Raw genomic sequence first — 26,006 nt, forward strand, 5'->3', positions numbered from 1 at the left:
ATACACGAGTTGTTATATTTGAGGGGAGATATGTACCCAGGAGCATGGGGTGGGTACATGAGTTGTGGTTTGAGGTGGAGATGTGTATCCAGGAGCTTGGTGTGGATACATGAGTTGTGGTTTTGAGGTCGAGATGTGTATCCAGGAGCGTGGTGTGGATACATGAGTTGATAGATTATGGTGTAGACGTGTACCCAGAAGCGTAGGGTGGGTACATGAGTTGTGGTTTTGAGGTGGAGATGTGTATCCAGAAGCGTCGGGTGGGTACATGAGTTGTTGTATTTGAGGGGAGATATGTATCCAGAAGCGTGAGGTGGATACATGAGTTGAGGATTTTGGGCTGAGATATGTACCCAGGAGCGTCGGGTGGATACACGAGTTGTTGTATTTGAGGGGAGATATGTACCCAGAAGCGTCGGGTGGGTACATGAGTTGAGGATTTTGGGTTGAGATATGTACCCAGAAGCGTGGGGTGGATACATGAGTTGAGGATTTTGGGCTGAGATATGTACCCAGAAGCGTGGAGTGGATACACGAGTTGTTATATTTGAGGGGAGATATGTATCCAGGAGCGTGGGGTGGATACATGAGTTGAGGATTTTGGGCTGAGATATGTACCCAGAAGCGTCGGGTGGGTACATGAGTTGAGGATTTTGGGCTGAGAAGTGTATCCAGAAGCGTTGGGTGGATACATGAGATGTGGATTTTGGGCTGCAATATGTATCCAGGAGCGTGGTGTGGATACATGAGTTGTGGTATTTGAGAGGAGATATGTATCCAGAAGCGTTGGGTGGATACAGAAGTTTTTAATAATATCGGGGTCTGACCCCAATGGCGCCTTTTTGAAGGGGATACAGGATAGAAAACTATCTTTCTCTTATTGACAATATCTGCAACTTTCACTATGCTATAGATAACTGAATACGGAAAGAATAGGTTTGATTTACTGATCTATGGAAGTAAATCATTAAAAGGGAAGTCCGGTGAAATTCCGGCGTGGTCCCGCCACTGTATATGGGAGTTTTCTACTAAAATACCACTGTCTAAAGATGGGAAGGTGATAGAAAACGATGATCATGAGCCAGGAGACCTGCCTATTTTTAACGACATTCGACCTACGCGGATAGGGAGGTGTACAACGTTTCTGGCATTATGCTGTCTTTGTGCGTAATGAAACCGGAATCCTGCTGTGTACACACATCTCTTGGATAAGGGGTGTATTTTTTTTGCGTAAATACCATATAAGGGGAGAGTTTTCCATGAACAAGCGAATTATGCAGCGTTTGACGGTTATATTAGCCGTTCTCGTGCTGATTGTGGGCAATCTGGCGTTTATTCAGCCGGCTGCAAATGCGGCTGGGCTTGATAATGCAGTGACGATCAAAGCGATTGATGAAAATGGTGAGGTTGTTTTACCATTGACTGCAGTGGAGATAGAAGAAGGGGAAACGGCTTATGATGCGCTGCAGGAAGCCGGTGAGAAAAACGATGCAGAAATTGAAGCAGCCATGGGGGAGTATGGGGCGTTCATCACTGGCATTGGAGGAGCATCCCCAACAGGAGAGGCTTACTGGTCTTTCAATCTTAACGGAATAGCTGCAGAAGTAGGTGCTTCTACACACCAGGCTTCCAATGGCGACCATTACCTGTTTTCTATCACAGAATGGCCTAGTCCTTCTGTAACCGCTAAAGTTTCGGTAATCGGGAAAGATGGAGCCGAAATAATTTCTGAAGAACAAGTGGAACTGATACAAGGAGCCAGTGCGTACGGCGCCTTAATTCAGGCAGCTGCAAAACATGATGTACCTGTACAAGCTACAGTGGATAACACATTTTTTACGTTTATCAATAATATCGCAAATACAGAATTGGGTGCCAATGATTATTGGAGTGTAGATGTAAACGGCAATGGTTTAAACAGCAGTATCGTAGAATATACGATTCAGCCGGATGATCACGTGCAAATGACACTTCAAACCTATGAAGCGCCGTCCGAACCAGATCCAGAGGAGCCGGGTGAACCGGAAGAACCAGCTGAGCCGGAAGAGTCGGCAGAGGAAGCAGATCCTGTTACAGAGAAAGAAATCAATGAGGGTATCGCAAATATCTTATCTTATATGAAAGCCAATGACGTTTCTGTCGCGTACGGAAATGAGTGGTGGGTATGGGGACTGGCGAATGTCAATGAAAAAATCCCATCCTCTTATGTCACAAGTGTGGCAGACAGAGTAGAATCGCTAGAAGGAAACTTCCGAAATATCTATGATTTAGAGAAAACGATTATGGGACTATCGGCGGCAGGCAAGGATGCAGCTTCTATAGAAGGATATGACCTGGTTGAGGCATTGGTGAATCATGCCAGTTTTGAAAATCCAGTGATTAATATGAATATCTATGCACTGCTGGCAGTCGACAGCGGCCAATATGAAACACCGGAAGGCTTCAGGGAGGAGCAAGTGGAAGCTGTTTTGGCAAATGAGCTGGATGGCGGAGGCTGGAGCTTCGTCGGTTCGACTCCGAGCCCAGACATTACGGGAATGGCATTGGCTGCATTAGCTCCTTACAAGGAACAGACTGATGTAAAGGCAGCAATTGACCGTGCAGTTACGTACCTTTCTGAAGCTCAGGGAGAGACTGGCGGGTATAACATTGATACCAATGGAGGAGACGCCAGCGAATCCATTTCACAGGCAATAATAGGTCTTGCTTCTGTTGGAGTGAATCCTAACGGAGAAGCATTTACTAAAACTGGCGGAAATCTTGTTCAGCATTTAATGAAGTTCAAACAAGCTGACGGCGGCTTCAGTCATTTGCAAGATGATGGAGCTTCAAGTTCAATGTCTACTCAACAAGCTTTATTGGCTTTAACTGCTTATCAAAGCTTTGTGAATGGAAGCGGGCTGGTGTATCAGTTTGATTTGGAAATTGGTGAAACCCCGGAACAGCCTGAGCAGCCTGAAACAGAGCAGCCGGATGAAACAGAAACAGAAACAGAAACAGAACAGCCGGAACAGCCAAGTGATCAGGACGATTCCGAGGAAGTTCCAACTGAGCAGCCTGAACAGTCAAATGACGAAACACCTGCAGAAGAAACAACAACAGCTAAGAAAACAGAAGGAGAGAAACTGCCTGAAACAGGAACAGATACGTTAGCTATTATGATAGCTGGTCTTGGTTTACTGTTGATCGGTTTCATTCTATTCTATATATATCGCAGAAAAACAGCATAATTAATAATCGGGTAATTTATCCTAATGGATGAATTACCCTCATTCATTGTTAGGAGAGGAGGATGAACGATGAAACGATTGATTTTTTCAGCTTTGATGCTGCTGATGTTGTTACTGGCCGGATGTGCAAAAGATGAAGTGGGACCACCAGCTGAGAATTCTGGTGAACAGTCTGAAGAGCTGGCAGGGGAAGGTGCTTCCAATGATCCGATAGTCGAGAAGGAAGATAGCGAAACAGAGAAAGAAGCCTCAAGCGACGACAAAAATGAAAACAGTGGCGATAAGAAAACAGAAGAAACTTCCCAGAAGGAAACCAGAAGCGGCAGCAATTCTGACCAAGAGGATGCAGCCACCAATACTTCTGAACAGGCGCAACAGACCGAACAGACGGCTAAAAAAGAGCAGGCTGATCCATCGCCATCAGAAAGTAATCAGACAAAGAAATCTCAGGGAGAAACGGCCTCTTCCAGCACTGAAAAAAAGGAAGCAGAAAAACCTGTTAAGCAAGAAGAGAAAACCTCTTCGCCAAAGCAGGAAAAGGACTCAGCTCCTCCAAAACAGGAAGAGAAAACCGCCCCGCCAAAACAGGATCCGCCAAAAGAGCCTGAGAAACCAAAACAAACCGTCACGATCACCATGGTTGCTCCGGATGTAAAAGGGACGATCCTACCGGTGACAACGGTGGAGATAGCAGAGGGGGATACGGTTCTGTCAGTCACACAGAAGATCACCAAAGCTGAAGGCATCCAACTGAGTGTCCGGGGATCAGGGGCGACTGCTTATGTTGAAGGAATTGATAATTTATTTGAAATGGACGAGGGTCCGTTGAGTGGATGGGAAGTTTTCGTCGACGGAAAGCAATTAGATAAAAGTACCGGCATATACGGTATCAAGCCGGGACAGGCTATTAAGTGGCATTTCACGAAGAACTACACAGAATAGCTAAATCAGAGGATTGAGTTGAGTTAAAATGATACGGGGATTTCGATCGTTTCATCCTGTAATATTGCTTCTATATTATATCCTGGCAATAGCCGGAATCATGCTCTATCAGCATCCGGTGTTCCTGGCAGCATCCGCCTTGATAATCATCCTCATCAATTGGATGCTTGACGGGGGCAGGGAATTGAAAAAATGGATGATTCCAATATTTTTTATGGGTGTTCTTACTTTGCTTCTGACGCCCTTTTTTAATCGCCGCGGCAATCATATTTTATTTTATTTATTCGACAATCAAGTATTTCTGGAAGCGGTATGGCAGGGAGTGATGATTGCATTGACTCTTGTCGGAATACTGACCCTGTTCATTACCTTTAATTTAGTCATCACACCGGATAAATTCGTCTTTCTATTCTCGAGGATCCTTCCGCAATGGGCGCTACTGATCATGTTGTCCATGCGATTTGTTCCGCTGCTGAGGAAAAGGCTCAAAGAAATCAGTGATGCACAAGGTGTGAAGGGCATGTCAATCAAGAGCGGATCATGGAAGAGCCGTGCCCGGACAGGGATGCTGCTTCTGCAAATTCTTCTGACATGGTCGCTGGAAGAGTCCATTCAAACGGCGGATTCCATGACAGCGAGGGGCTATGGAATTGGGAAGCGCAGTAAATACCAGCCGTTTTATATGAAAAGCAGGGATTGGATTGCACTTGCATTTCTTTTGTTAAGCGGTTCACTTGTTCTTTTTGGCTGGTGGCTGGGTGACGGTGTGATGACATTGCTCCCGACCCTTGAGCCAGTGTGGTTATACGGCAGAGAATGGTTTTATTTAGCGATTTGGTGCTTGTTTATTGGATTTCCGGTCTGGATGGAAGGAAAGGAGATGGTGAAATGGAGATACTTTCGGCACATAATTTAAGTTTCACTTATCCCGAAGAGGCAGAGAAGGCATTAAGCGATATAAGTATAAGTGTGCAGCAGGGCGAATTTGTGGTCCTTTGCGGTCCTTCCGGAAGCGGTAAATCCACTCTGCTTCGCCTTTTTAAACCTGAAATCGCCCCGCATGGTAAAGTAGAGGGCTCCCTTTTCTTTCAAGAAAGGCTGCTGGAAGATCTTGATTTGCGAATGAAAGCCAAGGATTTGGGAATGGTTTTTCAGGATCCCGAGAACCAAATCGCCATGGACAATGTGATGGAAGAACTTATCTTTGGCATGGAGAATCTAGGATTTACAACAGAGCAAATGCGGAAAAAAGTCGCTGAAATGGCCAATTTCTTCGGATTGAATCATCTTTTGCACAAACGGACAGATGAGTTGTCAGGAGGTCAAAAGCAATTGGTCAACTTAGCAGCTGTTTTGCTGCTTGATCCCAAGGTTTTGCTGCTGGATGAGCCGACTGCCCAGCTTGATCCAATTGCCGCAAAAGAGTTCATTCATATGCTTCAGCGCCTGAATGAAGAGTTCGGCATTACGATTGTTATCGTGGAGCATCGTCTGGATGAGCTGTTTACGGTCGCGAATAGGGTGATCATGCTAGAAAATGGAGAATTGCTTCATGATATGACACCTGTGGAAATTGTGCAGGCTCTTCGAAACCATGAAATCATGAGGAATTTCCTGCCAAGCACTGCGCTATTATATCTGGATTTTCATTTGGGAAGACTTACAGAAAATGTCCCTCTCAATGTGAAAGAAACAAGACAATGGCTGCAAGACCAGAAGATTCAGTGCAGTGAACCCCTTGAGGAAACGAATGTAAATCATTCTCCCCTCCTTGAACTGAATGAAATTGATTTCCAGTATGATAAACATACTGCGCCCGTGCTTCATAACTTAAATCTTACTATCTTTGAAGGGGAATGGCTTGCGATCGTCGGCGCGAACGGTACCGGCAAATCCACCCTGCTGAAAGTAATCGGGGGCATCCTGAAATTCCAGCACGGCTGGATGAGGTTCAACGGAAAGAAGGTAAAAAAACGCTTTCCAGAACAAGTGAGCTATCTTCCTCAAAATCCAAAGGTATTTTTATTCAGGATACAATCAAAAAGGAATTTGACCACATAGCGGAGCAGCATGGTCTGACGGATGCTGAAGACCGCATCCAGGCGCTCCTGGAAAAGTTGAATATCCGGCATCTGCAGGACCGCCATCCTTATGACCTGAGCGGAGGAGAATTGCAGAAGGCAGCATTGATTGGCAGCTTGCTGGCGGAACCAAAAATTTTGCTGATCGATGAGCCTACCAAAGGACTTGATCCCCAATCAAAAAAGGCATTCGGCGAAATTGTCTCAGATTTGGTAAAAGAGGGGCTTACTGTTGTGATGGTCACTCATGATATCGAATTTGCCGCAAACCATGCAACAAGATGCAGCATGCTGTTTCAAGGAGAGATTACCGTAACCGAAAGAACGAGAGATTTTTTCCACGAAAATACCTATTATACGACAGTCGTGAATAGGGTGACACGAAACAGCCATGTGAGCCCGGTCGTGACATTAGAGGAGGCAAAGCGCCTATGGCACGTTCAAAGCCAGTCTTAATCAGCGTTGCCATCCTGATTCTCGTCCTTCTCATTGGTTTTCCATTATTTAACCAGCAGCATTACCTGGCATTAAGTCTGTTGATCATGGGGGCATCCTTTCTTCCGTTCATGGTCAGTTTCTCTGCGAAACAGGTGATGAGCAGAGAACTGGTAGTGATCGCCATACTTGCGGCGATCGCCGCTGTCAGCCGGGTCCCTTTTGCATCGATACCAAGCGTGCAGCCGACAACCTTCGTCATCATCATGGCAGCCATGGTATTGGGACCGCAAAGCGGATTCGTCGTCGGCACCTTGGCTGCCATCGTCTCCAATCTGTTTCTAGGGCATGGCCCGTGGACGCCATGGCAGATGTATGCTTGGGGCATGATCGGCTTAACTGCAGGACTTCTTGGAAACACGAGGTTCATGCAGAATAAGATAGGGCGCTGTATTTTTGGATTCATTGCCGGAATTGCTTTCGGCTGGATAATGAATCTGTGGTTCGTTGTCGGTGTCATCCAGGAATTCAACTGGCCCGCCATCTTATTATACTACAGCACCAGCTTTTATTTTGACCTTGCCCATGCTGTCTGCAATGTGTTATTTATATGGGTTTTCAGTGCCAGCTGGATGAAGATCATCGGCAGGTTTAAGGTGAAGTATGGGTTGTTTACCGGGACCTGACTCCAGGCGTCGGGACACAGGGACAGGTTCCTTGTCCCGACGAATTAATACAAATTACTACTGAGACAAATTATTAATGCAGAAGAGACCTGTCAACTATGGCATGTCTCTTTTCTGTTTCCATAGCTGAATGGGACAATGTACCTGTCCCTCCGTCTGTAAACTATGGTCTCCAGGAAGGCAAAAAAGCCTCCAAGTGAAGCTGCGAGTGAATACAGAGGAATAGGACAGTCGGTTGGTGTAACAACGTTCAGCTATGGCTCTGCTAAATCATAAAAGTCACGAAAAAAGGAAGAATACATACCTGGTGGTACGGCAGGGTATTACGAGGACCCGGCCAACATCTACTTCCAGAAATCGACAGACGGGAGGAACGAAGAAGGATAAAAAGTGAGGACTCCTATTCCGTTGGTGAATATACAAAGAGGGAAACAAAAGGGCGAAGCGGAAGGCGTTGGAAGAGGAGGCCTATCTTCTCCGGATATAATGCTGACCACTGGATAGTAAAAGCAGCCGATGATGCCTTAAGCCGCACTCAAAGAGAACGGGAATGGGAAAACGACAAGCAGGATTACCAGCCCATAACCGATTCATACAATCACTGGGAGTCCCAATGCCGCTGCTGCACCCGTTGTTCTTATCCTTGTGATTGCTGCGGTGAATGTGGAGAAGCAAATTGCCGTTGGTGCCGGTCGTGCGATTCATACCCTTGCCAGTGCTGTTCAAGGTGCGATTCGTACCCATGTGAGTGCTGTGAGGATTGCGGCCAGCCGGATCGGTATTGTCGTAGTTAAAGGAGGGACATAGGGTAGAGGTTAAATTTCTCATTATTACACATCTCGGCTGGAAACTGCAGCTCGTCACCGAAGAGAAGGTTACTTTAAACACATATAGCCCGGAAACTGTGTGTCGTGACCGAAGTCAGGTCTACTCATACATCTCTAGCCGGGAAACCGTGTCTTGCTACCGAAGTGAGGTCTACTTCATCATATCCCGCCCGGTAACTGCAGCTAGTGACCTAAGACGGGCTGCTACGAACACATCTTCCCCAAAAACCTCAGGGCACGACCGAAGCCAGGTCCCCCCATCGTACCCAACCGGTCTCCAAACTTCACACAATTGCATCGGTTAGCTAAATGAACAACGGTACCTGTCCAGCCACCACGCCTTACAAAAAGGTTAATGATTTTTTATAATTAGTTAACACCAGGTTTACAAACCATTGTTAGTATTTTTGTATACAAGTATATATTTATTCTGGTTAGGGAAACTGAGAAACCTTCGATAGATGAGTGCCTTTCTATATTTTTATAGAAAAACCATCTGTTGGAGGTTTTATTTTTTGGAAAAGGGAGGGATTAAATGCAAGGCTCTACTTCATCACTACATTTTGAAAAAAGACTGCAGGAATTTAAGAAGATTGCATCTATTAAGAAACCTAAACACATAGAGAAGGTTTTTGAAGAAGAAATCAGCGGTGTCTTTCTTTTGACTGGTAATATAGGTGTATTAAAGAGGTATGTTGATCTTTTTAAAAGTAAAGACCTGCCCGTGTTTATACATATTGATAAAATCGGAGGATTGAGCTCAGACATCGAAGGGGTGAATTTCTTGGCGAATTATGTTCAGCCAACAGGGATTATCTCTACGAGAAGCAGTTTGATTAAGATGGCGAAGAAAAACGGATTGCTTACGATACAGAGGTTGTTTTTGGTGGATACCGAAGCGGTCAACCATGGACTGGAATCTATTGAAAAGTATCGCCCGGATTATGTTGAGATAATGCCGGCAATCGTACCTGAGGTCATTACGTATATAAGTGAAAATGTGAAGGTGCCAGTTATGACTGGGGGGTTGGTGAAGACGCCGCTTCATATGACGAATTCAATTAAAGCAGGGGCTGCGGCCGTTTCAACGTCTAATCCTGATTTATGGAAGGTGGATCTGAAAGAGTGAATATCAAAGCTGTTCTTTTCGATTTGGATGGTACGCTGATTGATAGTCGTGCCAGTATTATTAAATCTGTTTTAGCTACCACTGAAAAATTTGCTCCAGGCCGTTTTACTTACGAGGGCTTAGCCGCTCAGTTCGGTACTGCGTATGTGAAAATCCTTGAGACCCTGGATGAGGCACGAACTAAAGAAATCATAAACCATTATGCCATTGGCCAAGCCCGGTCGTATGCTGCTGAGGCTGAATTATTTCCTGGAGTCTTAGAGGGGCTTGAGCAGCTGAATAAACAGGGATTTACTCTTGGTATTGTAACGAATCAAAATCGTCTTTTAACGGAAGAGATTCTCAGACTGCATAATATTCACCATTACTTCGAGTGCATTATTAGCTGTGATGATGTACTAGAAGGAAAACCAAGTCCCGAGCCGATTACTAAAGCAGTTACCAGACTGGGGCTGAATGAAAATGAGTGCTTAATGGTGGGTGATTCCCATTTCGACATCATGGCTGCAATCAATGCGGGGGTCCATAGTGCGCTTATTGAGTCTTATGGAAAAAAACAAAACAAAGATTGTATTCCAAGCTATACATTCTCATCATTGGCCGGATTTTTCGATTATTCCTTGAAAACCTTTGAGAAGGAGAGGCTGGTAAGATGATTAACTGTACTGCCCACAGAGGGTGTTCATTACTCGCTCCTGAAAATACACTGATTGCGTTTAAAAAGGCAATAGATCATCCTGCGGTTTCGATGATAGAGTTGGATGTCCAGCTTAGCAAAGATCTTCATCCTGTCGTCATTCATGACTTTTCGGTTGATAGAACGACCAATGGCAAAGGATTGGTTGGTGATCACACGCTGGAGGAATTAAAGAAATTAGACGCTGGTTCATGGTTTAACAGTGACTTCAGCAATGAATCGATTCCAAGCCTTTCAGAAGTGCTTCGCTTATGCAAAGGACAGATAAAAATAAACATTGAACTGAAGACACTTCCGAGGTACTATCCGCAACTGGAAGAAATGGTTGCGAAAACGATTTTAGAAGAAGGAATGGAGAAGGAAGTGATGATTTCTTCCTTTGACCACCAGCGGATCAAAAGGGTAAAAGATTGGCTGCCTGACACGGAGACAGGGCTTATCATGATGGCAAACCCCGTTCTTATTACTCAGCAATTAAAAGAAGCAAGGGCTTCCTTCCTCTCCATTGCCCATGGTTTCATTACTGAAGCTTTAGTGGAGGAGCTCCTTGGCCAGGATTTTAAATTGATAGCCTGGACGGTTAATAAGGAGGTGGATATGAAACGGATGAGAGAACTTAGTGAGAAGATTATGGTTTGTACTGATGATGTTGAGAGATGGAGTAGAATTCAAGAGTAATAATCAAACTATTCTTTATTTTATATTAATAGTAGGTTAACAATTTATTGATATGATTTAATTACAAGTAGATAGCTGTAGGGCTTTGAGAAGACGAGAAACCTGTTAGAGATGAATATTAATTCATCTTTTTCAGGTTTCTTTTTTTGTGGAGGTGAAGAAGGAGAAGGGATTCTGTCATTCAAGTTACAAATAGCCATTTGAAAAATAGGAGGATGAAATATGTTGAAATTTAAACGTATGACAATTGCAGTGAGTATGGTCTTGATCCTGTTGCTCAGCGCGTGCATAGGTGGAGGTTCTAATTCAAAAGTTGTATCAAATAATGCCAATGAAAATGTTGAGGCTGAAGAGACGAACAAAGAAAATTCAGGGGAGAAAGACCGTTCTCCTTATAAGATTAAAATTCTCGGCAACAGCGATAAGGTATCCACAACAGCGGAAACCCCGATTGGACAAGTAATCAAAGAAAAATTCAATATCGAATTTGAGTTGATCCCTTACAGCGGTGATCTTAAGCAAAAGCTGAACATGATGCTTGCTGCGGGAGACTATCCGGAGCTCCTTCATATAGAAGGACAGGAAATTGTCAAGAAATATATCAATGCGGGAGCCGTGATCCCCCTTGATCCTTATTTAGAAACGGCATCGAATTTCAATGAGAGATATGAAGAAACCATTCCATTCTGGAGAAGTGCTTCTGAGGACGGGAAGCTTTATAAATGGGAATATGATACTCCGCAGGATATCAATAACTTTTGTGAATGTAATGATATAGCCATCCGAAGTGACCTGCTGGAAGAAGAAGGCTGGCCGGAGCTTCGCAGTACAGATGATTATGTGAAATTCTTGAAGGAAAAGTTAGAGGAACACCCTTCTACCAATGGCAACAAAACAATTGGTATGGCAGTCCCTTTTGCAGAATCATGGGGTATGGCAGGGGTATCCCCGATTATGTATGAAAAAGGTGACGAGTATATTTCGGTAGGTAATGAAGGAGTAATTTTTAACTATAAAGAGAAAAAATTCGAAGACATGTTTTCCAATGAGTACACGAAAGATTCATTGAAATTCTTTAATAGGCTGTACCGTGAAGGCATCATTTCGGAAGAAAGCTTTACGGATACGTACGAGCAAGTGAAAGAAAAGTTGAACAGCGGCCAGGCCCTTAGTGCTTTTTACAGCGTCTTTGGAATAGATGGGATTAATCGTGCCATAGAGAATTCGGGGAACTCTGAACTGCAATATATCAAAATGCCTATCCAAACGAATTCACAAGTGGAAGAGAATCAAAGCCGCCTGCTGCGTCTAGAAAGTACCCGTCCATACAGTTCAGTGGTGATCACTAAAAATGCTAAGCACCCAGAGCGCATTATGGAATTAGTGGATTGGATTGCTTCGGAGGAAGGACAGTTGCTGCTTCAATCAGGGATTGAAGGGAAGCATTATTCTGTTGAAGACGGAAAGAGAGTTCCATCTGAAGAGTTTATCGATGGTGCTTTAAATAAAGAAGCGTATTTATCAACTGAAGGATTTAGCTTTAGGATGCTGGGTTATGTCCGTTCTTCTTCTCCTGTAGATGGACAACCATACTCACTGTTGAATGATAGCGAGATTAAAGACAAGCTCTACTTGACGGACCGTGTGAAGGGTGCATATGAAGAGATGGGATGGGAGCATTCGTTGAGCTGGTGGCATGAAAATGGTGAACCTGCACCATCGGGAGTGGCATCAGCGGTATCTGTCGACCCTGCAAGCAAGGTTGGAAAAACACATCAAAAGATGGTAGATCTTCGTATAAAGAATTCGGCACGCTTGATCTCCGCAGATTCAGAAAAAGAATTTGAAGAGATCTGGAAGGATGTCATGAAACAATACGAGAAGCTGGAGCCTCAGACGGTAATTGATGAGTATAATGCCATTTATGAGAAGGAACAAAGTAAAGTTGAATAATCAATCTTAAGAAGCTCTACGATGAGAATGGGCATGGTTGCAAGATGATCCTGCCCATTTTCATCTAATTAGGGGGGGTATTATGGAAAAGTCGGTTGTACTTGCTTCTAAAGTGAAAGCATCAATGGATGGAAATTTTTCTCGGATAATAAAAAAGCTCATTCGGCAAAGGTATTTGTTCTTCATGCTGCTTCCGAGTGTTGTATTGGTATTCCTTTTCAATTACTTAACGCTAGCCGGCTGGATAATCGCCTTTAAGGATTATCAAATCGGCATTAGTATATGGGAAGTAGAATGGACAGGGCTTGAACAATTCAAAACCTTCTTCGCTGAAAGTGGAGATTATGTGTATCTACTGAGAAATACTCTGGTGATGAACTTGTCTGTTATCGTGGTGAATTTAACTTTAGCCTTAACATTTGCCATTCTATTAAATGAAATCAGAGTGAAATGGTTTGCCAAGACGATTCAGACAGTATCTTTTTTTCCATTTTTTATTTCATGGGTGATCGTGTACGCTATTATGCATGCCTTATTTTCTGCTTCCACAGGTGCCGTGAACGAAACATTGATGGAAGTCGGGATTATCCAAAAAGGAATCAATATTCTTGGAGATAAGCAGTTCTCGTGGTTATTGATTATTTGTATGATGGCTTGGAAATACATCGGTTATAACGCTATTATTTTCATATCTGCCATCTCTTCCATTTCACTGGAACAATATGAGTCTGCTGAAATAGATGGAGCGGGCCGGTTTGGCAAGATTCGATATATTACTCTCCCGAATTTAATTCCAGCTTTAGTGGTCCTGCTGATCATGAACATTGGATGGGTATTGAATTCCGATTTTGAATTGTTTTACCTTTTTACAAACCCTACCAACTGGGAGACCATGGAAGTTCTGGATATGTATGTATATAAGTATGGCCTGCAATTAGGGGACTTTTCTTATGCGACAGCTGTTGGGATGATCAAGTCTGTCGTCAGTATCATCCTTGTTGTAGGTGCGAATGCGATTTCCAAGAAGCTGACTGAAACGTCTATCATTTAACTAAAGGAGGAAAAAGGTGAAAAAGCGTCTAACTGCAGGAGATATTATCTTTAACCTGTTCAACTATTCATTTATGTTACTTTTGGGAATCTTGATGTTCTTTCCATTCGTCTATATTTTCAGCTATTCATTGAGCGACCCTAACACGCTGCCTAATGGCTTAATATTCTTTCCGTCTGGATTCAATATTGACTCGTACGTTGTGGCACTAAGCAGTCCTGCCGTCTTGAATGGAATTCTTATTTCAATCCTAAGAACATTAATCGGGCCGGCAGTAATGATTTTCTTTACCTCGATGGCAGCATATGTGTTGACCCGAGATGATTTATTTGCCGTAAAATTCTTCAGAAGGTTCTTTGTCTTTACCCTGTATATATCCAGTGGATTAATCCCCGTCTACCTATTGGTTCAATCCCTGAACCTGACAGGCAGCTTTTGGATTTATATTGTCCCTGCTGCTGTAGGGGTCTTTAATTTAGTTTTAATTAAAACGTATATTGAAAGCTTGCCTAAGTCACTTGAAGATGCAGCATTAGTAGATGGTGCGAATGAGTTTGTCCTTTTCTGGAAAGTCATTTTTCCTGTGATCAAGCCTGTGGTCGCTGCCGTAATGTTATTTAGCGCGGTTGGGCAATGGAATGCATTTATCGATACTCAAATCTACAATGCCATGAATCCCGAGTTATTCCCGTTGCAATATGTCCTTTATGAAACACTTAACTCAACTACTGCAATGGAAAACAGTTCTGACTTGGTTCAAACAGTAACTCCTAAAGGCTTAAAGATGGCCATTACCATGATTACTGTACTACCGATATTGATCATTTATCCTTTCTTACAGAAACATTTTGCAAAAGGATTGATGATTGGGTCTATTAAAGGATGAAAAAAGTTTAAATCAGTCAGGAGAGATACAATGGAGAAACTTCGTATTGGAATAGCTGGTGCTAAAAGAGGCAGAAGCTTATATAAAGAATTTCAAAAGCTTCAAGATGCAGAAGTCGTGGCTGTGATGGACCCGGACAGGAATTCCCTGGACAGATTTCTGGAAGAGTTTTCTGTGAAATCTGCGTTTGATGATTATGAGAAATTATTAGATTTTGGTCTGGATATCGTTGTAATCGCTTCACCCATGCAGTTTCATGCCCAACAAGCCATTGAGGCATTGAACCGAAATATTCATGTTCTTTCTGAAGTCACTGCCGCGATTACAGTAAACGAATGCAAGGAACTCTTGCTGGCAGCGCAAGAAAGCAAGGCACAATATATGCTGGCAGAAAACTATTGTTATATGAGAGAAAACATTGCTATAAAAAATATGGTGAAAGCAGGCCTATTCGGAAAGATTTACTATGGTGAAGGAGAGTATATTCATCGCCTGCAGCCAGCTTATTTTGAAAAAGAAGGAGTACCTACCTGGAGAAAAACATACCTTGCCAGCAAGCGGGGATGTACATACGGAACACACAGCCTCGGTCCTCTGATTGAATGGACGGGAGAAGCGGTTACCAGCGTGAATTGTCTGGGGACAGGTGCCCACCAGGAAGGCAGACGCTATACAAATGATGATACAACACTGATGCTCTGTAAGACAAGCGGAGGCGCATTATTCAAAATCCGTACAGACATTGTCTCGAACCGTCCCCATAATATGGCCTATTATAGCTTACAAGGAACAAAAGGCTGCTATGAAGGACCTAAGACGAGTGCGGATGTACATAAAGTGTGGCTGGAGGATTATTCTAAAGGACCGGAGGATTGGCTGGATCTCTCTGAATTCTTTAATGATTTCTTACCGCCTGAACTGGTAGATGTCCCTGAAGAAGCCCGTTCTTCCCACCATCAGGGTGCTGATTATTACATGGTGAAAGATTTTGTGAAATCCATTAGAGAAGGCAAGCCGGTTTCAATCGATATCAAAAAAGCCCTGTTATTCACACTTCCAGGGATTATTTCCGAGAAATCGATTGAGTTAGGCGGAGATCATGCTGAAGTACCGGATATAAATAATTGGCTCGTCCAAAAATGATGAAAAGGTGTGCATATCGATGCACACCTTTTTCATCATTTTTTAATAGAATCTATCCGGCAATTGATTGTCCTTGGGAAAATTCTATCCTGTGCAGACGCCGGTGGATAACGAAGGTAAGTATATAGGCGGTAGTGCTGCCCAAAAAGATGATGCCTAAACCTGGAAAAGCACTCAAGATATAATAGTTTGCAGAGCAGCTCACAATCAACAAGAAAGTGCTGACCGGGGAGCTCACAGCCATTAATAAACTGTTTTTGATATAGTGAATCAACGGCATTTGAAAATGAACATAGAGAGGAAAAATATAAAACATAATGAAAAGATAAAATAAAGCAGCCGGAAAAAGCAAATAAGAAAAACTATACAAAACAGACTCCAGCTGAAAGATTTGATAGTTAAGATAAAAACTGATGGGAGCCAGGAAAAGAAGAACCCCTAATTTATTCGACCGCCAAAACTCGGATTTATAAGTGTTCCAGAAGGTGTTGAAGACAGGAAAATCAAAATCCCCCTGGCACCATTTCCGTATAACGGCAAACATAGAAATACTGGCTGGCATGAATCCAAAAATCAACGCTCCTGCCAATGTAAACAGCAACCATAATATATTTACATATGCCAACCGTGTAACCCATTCACTCACCCGGTAAATTCCTCCAAGTGCGCCGTTGAATTCCATGGACAGACTCCCCCCCTTATATAGCTTTAATTATAAGTTTAATGGAAATTTGTTAACCGGGTTTAAAGGGTTTATTACAATACTTTAAAGGTAGAACAGGGAGTAATGGTGACAGTAGGGATAAAGGAGCAGATCCCTTTACAATACCACAAGGCTTAGACCAGAAAAGTTCTTTAATCTTAAAACCACAATCAGCGGTTCTTTTTTATTGGAAAAGACATGTATAGCAGCATGTCTCTTTTCTGTTTCCATAGCTGAATGGGACAATGTACCTGTCCCCTCCTCCCGTGGTGGTACATGAATGGAAGGTTTTGGTCAGAGATATGTATCTAGAGGTGGCAGGTGAGTATATGAGTTGTAGGTTTTGGTCAGAGATATGTATCCAGAGGTGGCAGGTGGGTACATGAGTGGCGGTTTTAGGTCAGAGATGTGTATCCATGTGAGCCCGGTGGGTACATGAGTTGTAGTTTTAGGTCAGAGATATGTATCCAGAGGTGGCAGGTGGGTACATGAGTTGCAGGTTTTGATCCAAGATATGTATCCAAGAAATCCAGGTGGATACATGAGTAGCAGATTTTGGTCAGAGATATGTAACCATGAGCTCCCGGTGGATACATGAGTTTAATCTTTACGCGTTTTTTTGCCAAGTGACAGGATCCCAAGTGGTTAATGGTTATAATTTACACTAAAAAAGCGCTTATTTAATTGATCAAATCAACCAATAAGCGCTCTCTCATTATTAATTCCTCATCTCCTGCGGCAGCATCCTGATCGATTCAATGACAGCTTCAAGCTTCGTTTCAATTCGGTGCAGAAGATACATTGTCACAACGATCGGAAAGCCTACCTCTGAGATGAACGAAATTCCTTGTTCCAATTTGCTCACCTCCTTTTTTTCAAGAAATAAGGTGCCCTGTAGCCAGAGCTGCGGGGCACCTTTTCATTTATTACACTTCGTATTCCGTGACATTTCGCTCGATTACGCGAGCTCCCTCAGCTGCTACTAGTGAGCCGCTGCTGCTTTGGATGACATTCGTGGCGATCAATGTATCCATTACCTGCTTCACTTGATCAGTGTCGACCGGCTCAACAGGAGCATCAATGGATACACGGGCTGTTTTTCCAAACTGGGTTTTAAATTGCAGTTCCAATGCTTTAGCCATTATAGTTTCCCCTCCTTTCTATTAGTCTTTCAGAATCATTACTCGTTGATGTCGTAGCTGTCATTCTTCTCAACCAGCAGAAGAGGTCTGGAGCTCAGCCCCGCTAGTGCTTGAGCAGCTTGAAGAATTTCGTCTGGTGTTGAAGTGTAGTTGATGTTGGCATAAGTTTTGTTAGAGTACTTTGGCTTGCCGTTCTCGTCCACTCCGTTGTCAAAGACCATTCTCAGCTTGATACTTTTTAAATCTGAAGTTGCCATGTGTTTCACCTCCTTTCACCTTCTATGTAGAGGTGAGGGAGAGAAAAGGACACCTTGGAGTTAAAAAATTTTTCGGATCGGGAAGGCAGGTGCTTCGCTCGATTTTGTGTTTGAAAACATAATTGTTATGCAAAAGGCAGTGGCTAGGAGACAAGGATGAAATGGAAATCTATTTCTCTCTCCAGATCACCGGTTTCTTCATGCAAAAGAGACTTGTCTCCTAGGCATGTTTCTTTCTTGTATCTTGTAATATCAACTGAGGGAGAATGGGAAAGGGAATCTGTATCTCCGCTTAACGTTAATCTTTGTTAAAAAGAGACCATTTCAAGCTCTTCTTTCTATATAAAAAATGAGAAAATCTGTTAGATGCGGGTTTGGGTCATTACTTGGAACAGGAGTTTTGGAATGAATGGAAGAGAAGGAGGGAGCAGAATTATGCTGAGATGCAATCAAATGGCAGGACTGAAAGGAATTGAAACAAAGGAAACTAAGGGTAAAAGACTATTTAGGATTTTGAAGGGTATCAGAAGTCGAGGTTATGAAAGAAAAACGGGAGAACGGGTGAAGAACAGGAGATGAACTAGGGGGAAACAAGGCGTGTACAAAAAGAAGAATGTAATAAGAAAGGGAAAGAAGGAAATAAAAAGAGGGTGCGTGGGAAGGAGCGAGCCCTCTTGGGGACATAGATTCACACCCCCACACTGTTTTCCAGTATAGCTTTGTCTTTTGTTATGAAGATATACAATTCATCCAATGTCAAAGTGACGAAGTTGTTTTCCTTCAAGTAGGTCATTTGTTCTTGAAAATTGTTCTGTGGTAATTCGCCATCAAGGTATTGGTCCTGGGGTATATCCTGCTCCTTAAAAATGCGGAAAAAAAGCCTCCACGACAGCTATCCTGGAGGCATTCCTTCTTTCTTAATTTTAGCGTTATCGTTATGGACAATGACTTAAAGTTGCTATTCCTTCAGGAAAAGTAATTTCTTAATACTCTCCATACGCTTTACTTTCCCAAATAATTTCTGAGTCCTCAGGTGTCCCATATAAGAACGCTGTTGCGGGAACTTCAACCCTTATTGTAAAGTCATATTGTCCCTCTGCCCAGATTGTCGTATTCCTTTTCAGAAATGATTCAGAATTGTTAGCTACGTCGGTAAATTCCTTAATAAACTCTTGTCCTGCTGCTTTGCCGTCTGTGGAGGTCATGCCGTCTTTCATTGTCACAACAAAGTACAGGTGTCCATCTTCTCCAGTGAAAATTATGTCTTGAATTTTATTGTTGTTTTTTATCACCCTATCTTGGGCTTGATCGAAAAGGTTTTGGTCAATTACTCCCCGTTCTTGCTGATCACGAAGGTCCTGTCTATCTGTATAATCTTCGGGAATGGATATATCAATATGCAATTCAGGCAGGCCATCATTCTTTCTTAATTCCTTAAGTGTGAATGTGGAGAGCATATCTTCTCCCAGGTACTCTTCTTTCTCGAGCACTACTCCAGAATCATATTCAATTTTAATAAGTCCTCTTTCATACAAGAATACTTTTGGATCTGTTTTAACTAACTCGAGTGTAACCCAATTTTCTTTAAGGTTTTGATCGACTACAGTCCATGAATATCCATTGAACTCCATATCATGCAAGTGGTAAACGGGAGTTCCTGTGTATAATGGCCTGTTTTTAACCCATTCCTCTGCAGTGGTTGATGCTGGTTCTTGATCAAAGGTTTTATGCTGATGATCAAGAAAAATAATTTCAGTATTTGTAGTAATATATGAATGATCTGTTGTCAAAGCATCGTTCTCATAGGTTTTTTGACTTTCCTTTATGATAAAGCCTTCTTCTTCAAATTTCGAGGAAATTTCTACTTCCGTTTTACTGCTTAAAGACATTGAACTTTCATATTTCAAATGCAGTTTTTGAACAGCCTCTCGCTGATCTTTGTATAAGTCATGGAAATACGCCTTCCATTCCTCTTCAGTTTTGTCTACATGAGCAGGGTCTGTGCTTTCATCATCCGAAACTGGTTCCACACGCTGGTGAGGAGTCAGAGGAAAGTCTGGATCGGATAAATAGTCGTTTTGATTAACATCCAGTTGATCAGTCTCTGCTTCTTCTTCTACCTGATCGGCAGGAGAAGAGGGATCTTGGTCAAGATTGGATGTTAAGATATAGGATAATGCCACAATGGAGAATAGAATTACTGCCACACCGGATAACCCATAATAGTAATATTTCTCTTTCTTTGTGGTTTTCGAAACTTCAGTGGCTTTTTTCATTATTTTATCTTGCTGTGATTTGAATTGATATCTGGAAAATACATCTTGATTTAACGAATCTCTGATTTCTTTCTGTTCATCCCTGTTTTTCATGACCACCGGCCTCCTTCTCTCAGATTTTTAAGATACTTGCGTCCCCGGTCGAGCCTTGACCTGACCGTTGAGGAATTCACAACTAATAATTTGCTTATCTCTTCTGTAGAAAGGTCTTCATAATAATACAGAACCAGTACTTCACGGTATTTCACAGGTAGAGTAAGCAAGGCTTCACCTATGGAGTTTTTTTCTTCATTTTGGAGAAGAATGGTTTCAGGTGTATCTCCATCTTGTTTTGGATTACCTTGAACAAGATGATTCCACCATTTTGTCCTCCTTTGGATTTTCCGCAGGTAATCTTTACATTCATTTGCCGTGATACTGAATAACCATGTTTTCAGCTTCGAACGATGGTCAAAAGATAAAAAGTTTTTGTAAACTTTAATGAACACTTCTTGAGAAATATCTTCAGCTACCGACCAATCCTTTACATAAGTGTAGGCAAATTGGACAACTGCTTTTTCATTTTTTTGAATAATTTCCTCGAAATAGTCAATGCCAATTTCTCCATTCTCGCTGTCACTGTATTCTTTTTTCAGTTTTCCCTCCATCTCATAACCCCTTATTATCTATTTTTGATTCTTAGACGTTCAAAGTTTGATTTCTGTCTCAACTTAATTGCCTTTTTTGTATAGGCAGCAGAAACAATATACCGTCACTTTGAAAATTGTTAATACCATTTCACTTTTGGAGTATTTTGGATGGGACCAAGAAGGTGATGGGTGATACAAACAGTGAAATGATGGTTTTAGTTACCTATCATTACTCTGATTAATGTACTGTCTTCTCCTGAAAATGATCCGCCTCAAATATTCCTCTTACAGTACAATACAACAGAATTAAGAGTTGGTGTTGAATTACCAAGAGAAATGAGAAAAAACAGAACAGGAAATGAACAAGGAATCGATTGGTTTACAGGCATCAGATGAAGGATATTCCTTTATCCGTCTTTATACCCTATAAAGTGTTAATGATTGGGTTTTACTGCCGATATATCTAATGGAAAGTATAAGACCTGTAAAAGGGCGATTAACATTTGGTGCGAGAATATGATAGTTACTTCTTACTGACTTGAATTTAAATTGAACAAGATATCCCCTTATAATCATTCAGAGTGAATTCGGACAGGAAATGATAAAGATACATAAAAAGGAGCCAATAAGATGGTTGAGCAGCTTTTGATTTTAGGTGCAGCATTTGGTTTTATTAGAATAGTTTCCAGTTTAATTGCACTGATTCTCCTTATTCTTCTTGTTTTTAGAAGAAATAGATTGAAAACCTTTAAGTATATAATCATCGTCTTTTTTCTACTGGGTATCAGTTCTTGGTGTGAAGAAAAAATTGCTAAAACACTGGTGAACCAGGAAATGATTTATGCGGTTAATGACCTGAGGACTGAAGCCGATCCTGCCCAAGAGAATAGAGAAGCTGGTGTGGAAAAGAATGATGTTGTCATGGTAGAGCCTCCAGAGGACCGTGTAGAAGAAAATGAAGATGCCAAACATGAAGAAGTCGAGCGCAAAGTAACAGAAGTACACATTGAACAAGAGAAAGAGACTTCCAGCTGTCCCCAAGCAGGTGGATTTGAAGTAGAAGCTATTATATCTGATTCAAGCTTTAATGATAAGCTTTCAGCAGGGTATGCAGGGGAAGTCAGCTTTGGGGTGGGTGATAGCCTTAGCGCGGTAATCAGCCACTGGGGAGAACCTGAAGAAAGTGGAGATTACGAGCACCTTACTGATTATCACAGCTACTGTAATGTTACTTTTTTTAACTACAATGATACGATTTATGATAGTCCTGAAAGTAATCCCGATACAATCACAGGCATTGCCTTATCTGTACAAAATGGTTCGATTCAATGGGTGAAAGAGGTATTGGGAGAGCCATTCAGGGAATATAAATCAGAGCTGTTTCAAGGATATTATTTAGACTACTCGGTGGGAACTAACAGATTAAGTATGATTGATATTGATTTCGATAATGAAATTGATCGTATAGAGTTATTTCATGATAGTCAGCTTCAAGATGAAACTGCAGAACAGGAAGAAGCCCAGCAGGAGGCCGATGCTATCATAAGTGATGTGCAAGAGCGCAGTAGAGAAAATGGCACAGATATAAGTGATTCAGAAACCTTGGAGTACATCCTATCGACTAAGGGGGATGTCATTGTTTATTTCTATACTCCGTTTTGTTCTCATTGTGAAAACATGGCTCCTTTATTAAACAGCGCTGCTGAAGAAGCAGGGATTCGCGTAAAGCATTTAAACCTGATGGAGGATGAAGAAGGCTGGAACCGTTTCAGCATTGATGGTATACCAACCGTCGTTTCATATAAAGAAGGAACAGAAGTCACCCGCATTGTAGGGGAAACAGATGAAGAGTCACTTATGAACTGGTTGTCTGCCCAGTAGTAGATTGATTTAGCGGATCGAGAGCAGTAAAAATAGAAAATAAGCCGGACCTTCACGATAATGGAAGTTCCGGCTTTATTTTATTTATTGTATATGAGATTCAAGAAATAGATGCATTAGCGAGTATGTTAAGATTCTGTGGCAGCATTTTCAGGTTGTTGGTTGATATAAATATAATCTCCGTCATCATACATTTCAATGGTTCCATTCGGAGTTGAAATCATATCGACTCCATAATCCATCAGCCTGTCAAACACGTCATTATGAGGAGCTCCTTCACTGTTGCCCTCTCCGTATGAAAGAATTCCGAATGTAGGATTAACGGCTTCGATAAACGCTTGGGATGTACTTGTATTCAAGCCATGACTGCCAATTTTGAGAACGTCTGCTTCTAGGTAATAGTCCTGGATTAAACGCTCTTCTGTTTCTATGCCTGAGTCACCGGTTAGAAGGTATTCTACATCTCCGTGGCTGATCATCATGACAATGGAGGCGTCATCATTGTCTGAACTGTTCGAGCCGCTGTTTAATACTTCTATAGAAACCATAGGGTCCAATTCAATAAAATCTCCCTCTTCTGCTGTTGAAACCGGAATGCTCTTTTGCTGTACAAGAGATAAGAACTCCCGGTACGTATCTGATGAATCTGTCTTTCCATTGACTATCACTTCACTAACAGGAAACTTGTTCAGTACAGCCATCAATCCGCCAACATGGTCAGCGTCAGGGTGGGTCGCCACCATGACATCAATTTTTGTAACATCATTAGCTTGTAAGTGGCTGACCACGTCATCGCCTGAAGTCGTATTTCCTCCATCGACTAGCATGGTCATTCCATTCGGGGTTTCAACCAGTATAGAATCTCCTTGGCCTGCATTGATAAAGTCGACATGCAAGTCACCTATCTGAGCTAGTAAAAATTTATTAAGCTGACTTTCAAGCAGAGCCTTTGCATTATCGTCTTGTACTCTTTCTATTAAACTAATGACTAAATCAATTTGATTTTCAATCGGCTGGTTATTGTTGTCCAACTCAATTAATTGATCGAATGCCATCTTTGCGGATATAGCATATATGGTGTTATGTTTGGCGGTCTCGCCGGGTGCTTTGTATTTTGAAAGGATGGCATCTCTTGTTGATTGTCCATAAACCCGATATAGAAGAACGGCTTGTTTTCTGATTTCGCTGGATAAATTATGGTAAGCTTGTACAGTTTGATCACTGATTGGGCTATGTGCAAATGACTTATTGTAACTATTTGTTTTGTTAAGGATTTTTTTACCAGAAGTGATGGCATCGATGTATGCCTGTGCTCTTAGGTAATGAACTTTGATATTTTGGTCGATTCGTTTTCTTAACTCGTTTCTCTTTGAAGAAGATAAAGAAGGAAGCAGTTTTTCTGCGGCAAGCATAGGCTCTTTTGTATTATTGTACAAGTTCATATCAGGATAAGTAACAGGGTTTTCAGGGAACTTCTTCTTTCTATACTCATAAGAAATTTCCCATTTAAGAGCGCCGGCCCACTGTTCAGCCTCTGTTACTAACTTTTCGGCTTTAGAGTATGTGGAAGCGGCTGCAGAGTTGACCGGTAACAGTGACAGCAAAATTATAAGAGTACTAAGGATAGCAATTAGCTTTTTCATATTGACCTCCAATGTTCATTCTAATTAACTATTATTTTATCAAGTACTGAAAATATGTTCCATTAATTTCTAAAGAATTTTTCTGGATTAGGTCTATATAACTAATGAGTTATTAATATTGATTGATGACTGTTTTCCCGGTTTGAAGGCTTGCTGGGGAAGATTTCCGTAGTACTGCCTTTCTAATAAGACTTAGAAGGCAGAATGACTGGATTTTGTACTATATCTGATTTCCAAACTTTGCAGGTTAACTAGAGGGTAATATTTGTCAGGTAATCTTCCTTTTTCTTAAAATATTCTTTTAAGCATAATTTGTTAGAATATTCAAAATTAATATAGCTATTATACCAGGAATGATGTACTATTATCTCAGGTTAGAGCTCAACCGAAAATGTAATATAACAATGTTTTAAACTAATTAAGGTTGCTGGATGTTTGTTTTTGTCTTGTGAAAAATTCATAGTGAATGGATGGAAGATGGATGAAAAATATAGTAAAAATACTATGTTCAGTTATGCTTTTGTTTGTTGCATTTGTGACGGTTGAGCCCAAATATGCTGAGGCATCATTTGGTTGTGAAGATACTCAGTATTCATTAAGTGACACAGGTAAAAAAGGGACCATTACGCTTGACCCTCGCGAAGGTGGATGTACCGACCCTCCAGGAACAGGCGGTGATGTAGATCCTGGCACAGGTGAAGATCCAGACCCGGGCACAGGTGAAGATCCGGGTACCCCTGTCGAGGAAGAGATATTTCTTGGTGAATTCGTGGAATATACAAATGAACTAGGGGTAACGGTAACGGAGCCTTATTCTCCTGAATTGATTACTGAATTAGAAGCCAAATCTGAAAGTAATCAAAAAGGTGATCAACTGGACTGTATTGCTTGCGTTGGCGACTTTACGTATTACAGTTATAAAGTGTATAACCAAGGAATTACGAAATCTTGGTCCTATCTTTCAAATCCTTACTTCATTATAAGCATTGCAAGAGGAGCGACCTACAAATCATCTATACAGAAATCTACTACTATTTCAGCAAGCTATTCAGGCACCATTCCATCAAAGTCAGCAGTGAATCAAACTTTTGGACTTTCTGCTTCCGGCACAAAAACGATAACATTTGAAGTCAGCCTTTCCGGCCCATCAGGAAAATATAATTCAAGAGATTTCTACTACAAAAAAGGTCGACATACTTATAAAGTTAAAACGGTTAAGTCCAAAAAGAATAAGAGCGGAAAAGTACTTTCCAGTTCTACTTATTATGGATATGTTGGAAAACCAGCTGTTAAACATTATTCTGTAGACACTTACTAAAGAGTACTTGAGGAGCAAAAATCATGAAGCTGAATTGGCAATCAATTTTATGTTTGGCAGTATTTCTGGTCAGTTCCGTCAGCTTACTATTTGTGCTGAGTTCAAATTTGATTGCAGAGTATTTACTAGCCTACGGAATCCCGATTTCGATCCTAGTAAGCTTTAGTTTATTATCGCTGATTTTCGCCCTGAGAAAATAAACTAACGGACCCTTCTCTTATGAGGAGGGTCTTTTATGTGCTGCTTTTTAGATTAGAAGCTTGAAATGGCGATCCTGGAAGTCGATTTTCCTTTTTGGTTTTAGTAGATGGGGACAGAAGAGAAGACCATGCCCAAACATTTTTTTGATTATATCATAAAAGATTTCCAGCAAAACCTGTTATTTGCACTGTACTGTTAGAATTTTTTTTCATCCTATT

General features: G+C 41.7%; 24 protein-coding genes, 1 pseudogene and 1 riboswitch. Of the genes and pseudogenes, 18 read left to right on the plus strand and 7 right to left on the minus strand.

Annotation, left to right across the window (positions count from 1 at the left end; all coding sequences use genetic code 11):
- The first annotated feature begins 917 nt into the window (after positions 1-917).
- A riboswitch (cobalamin riboswitch) is annotated at positions 918-1,112 on the plus strand.
- 147 nt (positions 1,113-1,259) lie between these two features.
- The 14 genes and pseudogenes from B9Z54_RS22510 (at position 1,260) to B9Z54_RS22570 (ending at position 15,738) form a co-directional block, all read left to right on the plus strand.
- Positions 1,260-3,230 (plus strand): DUF4430 domain-containing protein, encoded by a 1,971-nt coding sequence (locus B9Z54_RS22510; protein ID WP_113930584.1) that lies wholly within the window; start codon positions 1,260-1,262, stop codon positions 3,228-3,230.
- A 69-nt stretch (positions 3,231-3,299) separates the two neighbouring features.
- Positions 3,300-4,172 (plus strand): DUF4430 domain-containing protein, encoded by an 873-nt coding sequence (locus B9Z54_RS22515; RefSeq protein WP_113930585.1) that lies wholly within the window; start codon positions 3,300-3,302, stop codon positions 4,170-4,172.
- Between the two features lie 28 nt (positions 4,173-4,200).
- Positions 4,201-5,088, plus strand: a complete 888-nt coding sequence (locus B9Z54_RS22520) for an energy-coupling factor transporter transmembrane component T (RefSeq protein WP_113930586.1) — start codon at positions 4,201-4,203, stop codon at positions 5,086-5,088.
- Positions 5,061-6,062, plus strand: a pseudogene (locus B9Z54_RS22525) (energy-coupling factor ABC transporter ATP-binding protein); the annotation flags it as partial. The gene B9Z54_RS22520 and the pseudogene B9Z54_RS22525, both read left to right, overlap by 28 nt.
- Positions 6,029-6,709, plus strand: coding sequence for an AAA family ATPase (locus B9Z54_RS26290; protein ID WP_481747817.1), 681 nt, complete (start codon positions 6,029-6,031; stop codon positions 6,707-6,709). The pseudogene B9Z54_RS22525 and the gene B9Z54_RS26290, both read left to right, overlap by 34 nt.
- Positions 6,685-7,374 (plus strand): ECF transporter S component, encoded by a 690-nt coding sequence (locus tag B9Z54_RS22530; protein ID WP_113930587.1) that lies wholly within the window; start codon positions 6,685-6,687, stop codon positions 7,372-7,374. Before B9Z54_RS26290 ends, B9Z54_RS22530 begins: the two co-directional genes overlap by 25 nt.
- Positions 7,375-8,019: 645 nt before the next feature.
- Positions 8,020-8,181 (plus strand): hypothetical protein, encoded by a 162-nt coding sequence (locus B9Z54_RS25070; protein WP_162785332.1) that lies wholly within the window; start codon positions 8,020-8,022, stop codon positions 8,179-8,181.
- 555 nt (positions 8,182-8,736) lie between these two features.
- Positions 8,737-9,330, plus strand: a complete 594-nt coding sequence (locus tag B9Z54_RS22540; protein WP_113930588.1) for a glycerol-3-phosphate responsive antiterminator — start codon at positions 8,737-8,739, stop codon at positions 9,328-9,330.
- Complete coding sequence (locus tag B9Z54_RS22545; RefSeq protein WP_113930589.1) at positions 9,306-9,986, plus strand: HAD family hydrolase; 681 nt, start codon at positions 9,306-9,308, stop codon at positions 9,984-9,986. The genes B9Z54_RS22540 and B9Z54_RS22545 overlap by 25 nt, the downstream gene beginning before the upstream one ends.
- Positions 9,983-10,705, plus strand: coding sequence for a glycerophosphodiester phosphodiesterase (locus B9Z54_RS22550; RefSeq protein ID WP_113930590.1), 723 nt, complete (start codon positions 9,983-9,985; stop codon positions 10,703-10,705). The genes B9Z54_RS22545 and B9Z54_RS22550 overlap by 4 nt, the downstream gene beginning before the upstream one ends.
- A gap of 222 nt (positions 10,706-10,927) precedes the next feature.
- Complete coding sequence (locus B9Z54_RS22555) at positions 10,928-12,658, plus strand: extracellular solute-binding protein (RefSeq protein ID WP_113930591.1); 1,731 nt, start codon at positions 10,928-10,930, stop codon at positions 12,656-12,658.
- An 82-nt stretch (positions 12,659-12,740) separates the two neighbouring features.
- Positions 12,741-13,709 carry an ABC transporter permease gene (locus B9Z54_RS22560; protein WP_113930592.1) on the plus strand — a complete coding sequence of 323 codons (969 nt, stop codon included), beginning with the start codon at positions 12,741-12,743 and terminating at the stop codon, positions 13,707-13,709.
- A 16-nt stretch (positions 13,710-13,725) separates the two neighbouring features.
- On the plus strand, positions 13,726-14,595 hold the full coding sequence (locus tag B9Z54_RS22565; protein WP_113930593.1) for a carbohydrate ABC transporter permease: 870 nt from the start codon (positions 13,726-13,728) through the stop codon (positions 14,593-14,595).
- Positions 14,596-14,625: 30 nt separating this feature from the next.
- The gene (locus B9Z54_RS22570; RefSeq protein WP_113930594.1) at positions 14,626-15,738 is read left to right on the plus strand and encodes a Gfo/Idh/MocA family protein; all 1,113 of its coding nucleotides are present in this window, start codon (positions 14,626-14,628) and stop codon (positions 15,736-15,738) included.
- Between the two features lie 52 nt (positions 15,739-15,790).
- Here the strand turns inward: B9Z54_RS22570 and B9Z54_RS22575 are convergent, their stop codons facing one another.
- From B9Z54_RS22575 to B9Z54_RS22590, 4 genes are all read right to left on the minus strand, one after another.
- On the minus strand, positions 15,791-16,420 hold the full coding sequence (locus tag B9Z54_RS22575; RefSeq protein WP_113930595.1) for a YesL family protein: 630 nt from the start codon (positions 16,418-16,420) through the stop codon (positions 15,791-15,793).
- Positions 16,421-17,159: 739 nt separating this feature from the next.
- Positions 17,160-17,297 carry a YvrJ family protein gene (locus B9Z54_RS22580; protein WP_113930596.1) on the minus strand — a complete coding sequence of 46 codons (138 nt, stop codon included), beginning with the start codon at positions 17,295-17,297 and terminating at the stop codon, positions 17,160-17,162.
- 70 nt (positions 17,298-17,367) lie between these two features.
- Complete coding sequence (locus B9Z54_RS22585; protein WP_113930597.1) at positions 17,368-17,583, minus strand: DUF2922 domain-containing protein; 216 nt, start codon at positions 17,581-17,583, stop codon at positions 17,368-17,370.
- Positions 17,584-17,621: 38 nt separating this feature from the next.
- Entirely contained in the window at positions 17,622-17,840 is a 219-nt protein-coding gene (locus B9Z54_RS22590) for a DUF1659 domain-containing protein (protein ID WP_113930598.1), read from the minus strand.
- A 405-nt stretch (positions 17,841-18,245) separates the two neighbouring features.
- Between B9Z54_RS22590 and B9Z54_RS25370 the strand changes: the two genes are divergently transcribed.
- Positions 18,246-18,419: a hypothetical protein gene (locus B9Z54_RS25370; RefSeq protein ID WP_205207757.1), complete on the plus strand. Its 174-nt coding sequence runs from the start codon at positions 18,246-18,248 to the stop codon at positions 18,417-18,419.
- A gap of 404 nt (positions 18,420-18,823) precedes the next feature.
- Here B9Z54_RS25370 and B9Z54_RS22595 read toward each other — a convergent pair whose 3' ends face one another.
- Entirely contained in the window at positions 18,824-20,209 is a 1,386-nt protein-coding gene (locus tag B9Z54_RS22595) for a hypothetical protein (protein WP_113930599.1), read from the minus strand.
- The gene (locus B9Z54_RS22600; RefSeq protein ID WP_113930600.1) at positions 20,206-20,763 is read right to left on the minus strand and encodes an RNA polymerase sigma factor; all 558 of its coding nucleotides are present in this window, start codon (positions 20,761-20,763) and stop codon (positions 20,206-20,208) included. Before B9Z54_RS22600 ends, B9Z54_RS22595 begins: the two co-directional genes overlap by 4 nt.
- A gap of 612 nt (positions 20,764-21,375) precedes the next feature.
- Between B9Z54_RS22600 and B9Z54_RS22605 the strand changes: the two genes are divergently transcribed.
- Positions 21,376-22,626, plus strand: coding sequence for a thioredoxin family protein (locus B9Z54_RS22605; RefSeq protein ID WP_113930601.1), 1,251 nt, complete (start codon positions 21,376-21,378; stop codon positions 22,624-22,626).
- 128 nt (positions 22,627-22,754) lie between these two features.
- On the opposite strand, the gene B9Z54_RS22610 is transcribed toward B9Z54_RS22605, so the two are convergent.
- Positions 22,755-24,269, minus strand: a complete 1,515-nt coding sequence (locus tag B9Z54_RS22610) for an MBL fold metallo-hydrolase (RefSeq protein WP_113930602.1) — start codon at positions 24,267-24,269, stop codon at positions 22,755-22,757.
- Between the two features lie 481 nt (positions 24,270-24,750).
- On the opposite strand from B9Z54_RS22610, the gene B9Z54_RS22615 reads away from it, so the two are divergent.
- Together B9Z54_RS22615 and B9Z54_RS25075 are read left to right on the plus strand one after the other, a co-directional pair.
- A complete protein-coding gene (locus B9Z54_RS22615; RefSeq protein WP_113930603.1) occupies positions 24,751-25,587 on the plus strand; it encodes a hypothetical protein in 837 nt (278 codons plus the stop codon).
- A gap of 23 nt (positions 25,588-25,610) precedes the next feature.
- Positions 25,611-25,787, plus strand: a complete 177-nt coding sequence (locus B9Z54_RS25075; protein WP_162785333.1) for a hypothetical protein — start codon at positions 25,611-25,613, stop codon at positions 25,785-25,787.
- The last annotated feature ends 219 nt before the right edge of the window (positions 25,788-26,006 follow it).

It is taken from the genome of Bacillus sp. P14.5 (genome assembly GCF_003316765.1).
Lineage (GTDB): Bacteria > Bacillota > Bacilli > Bacillales > Bacillaceae_B > Rossellomorea.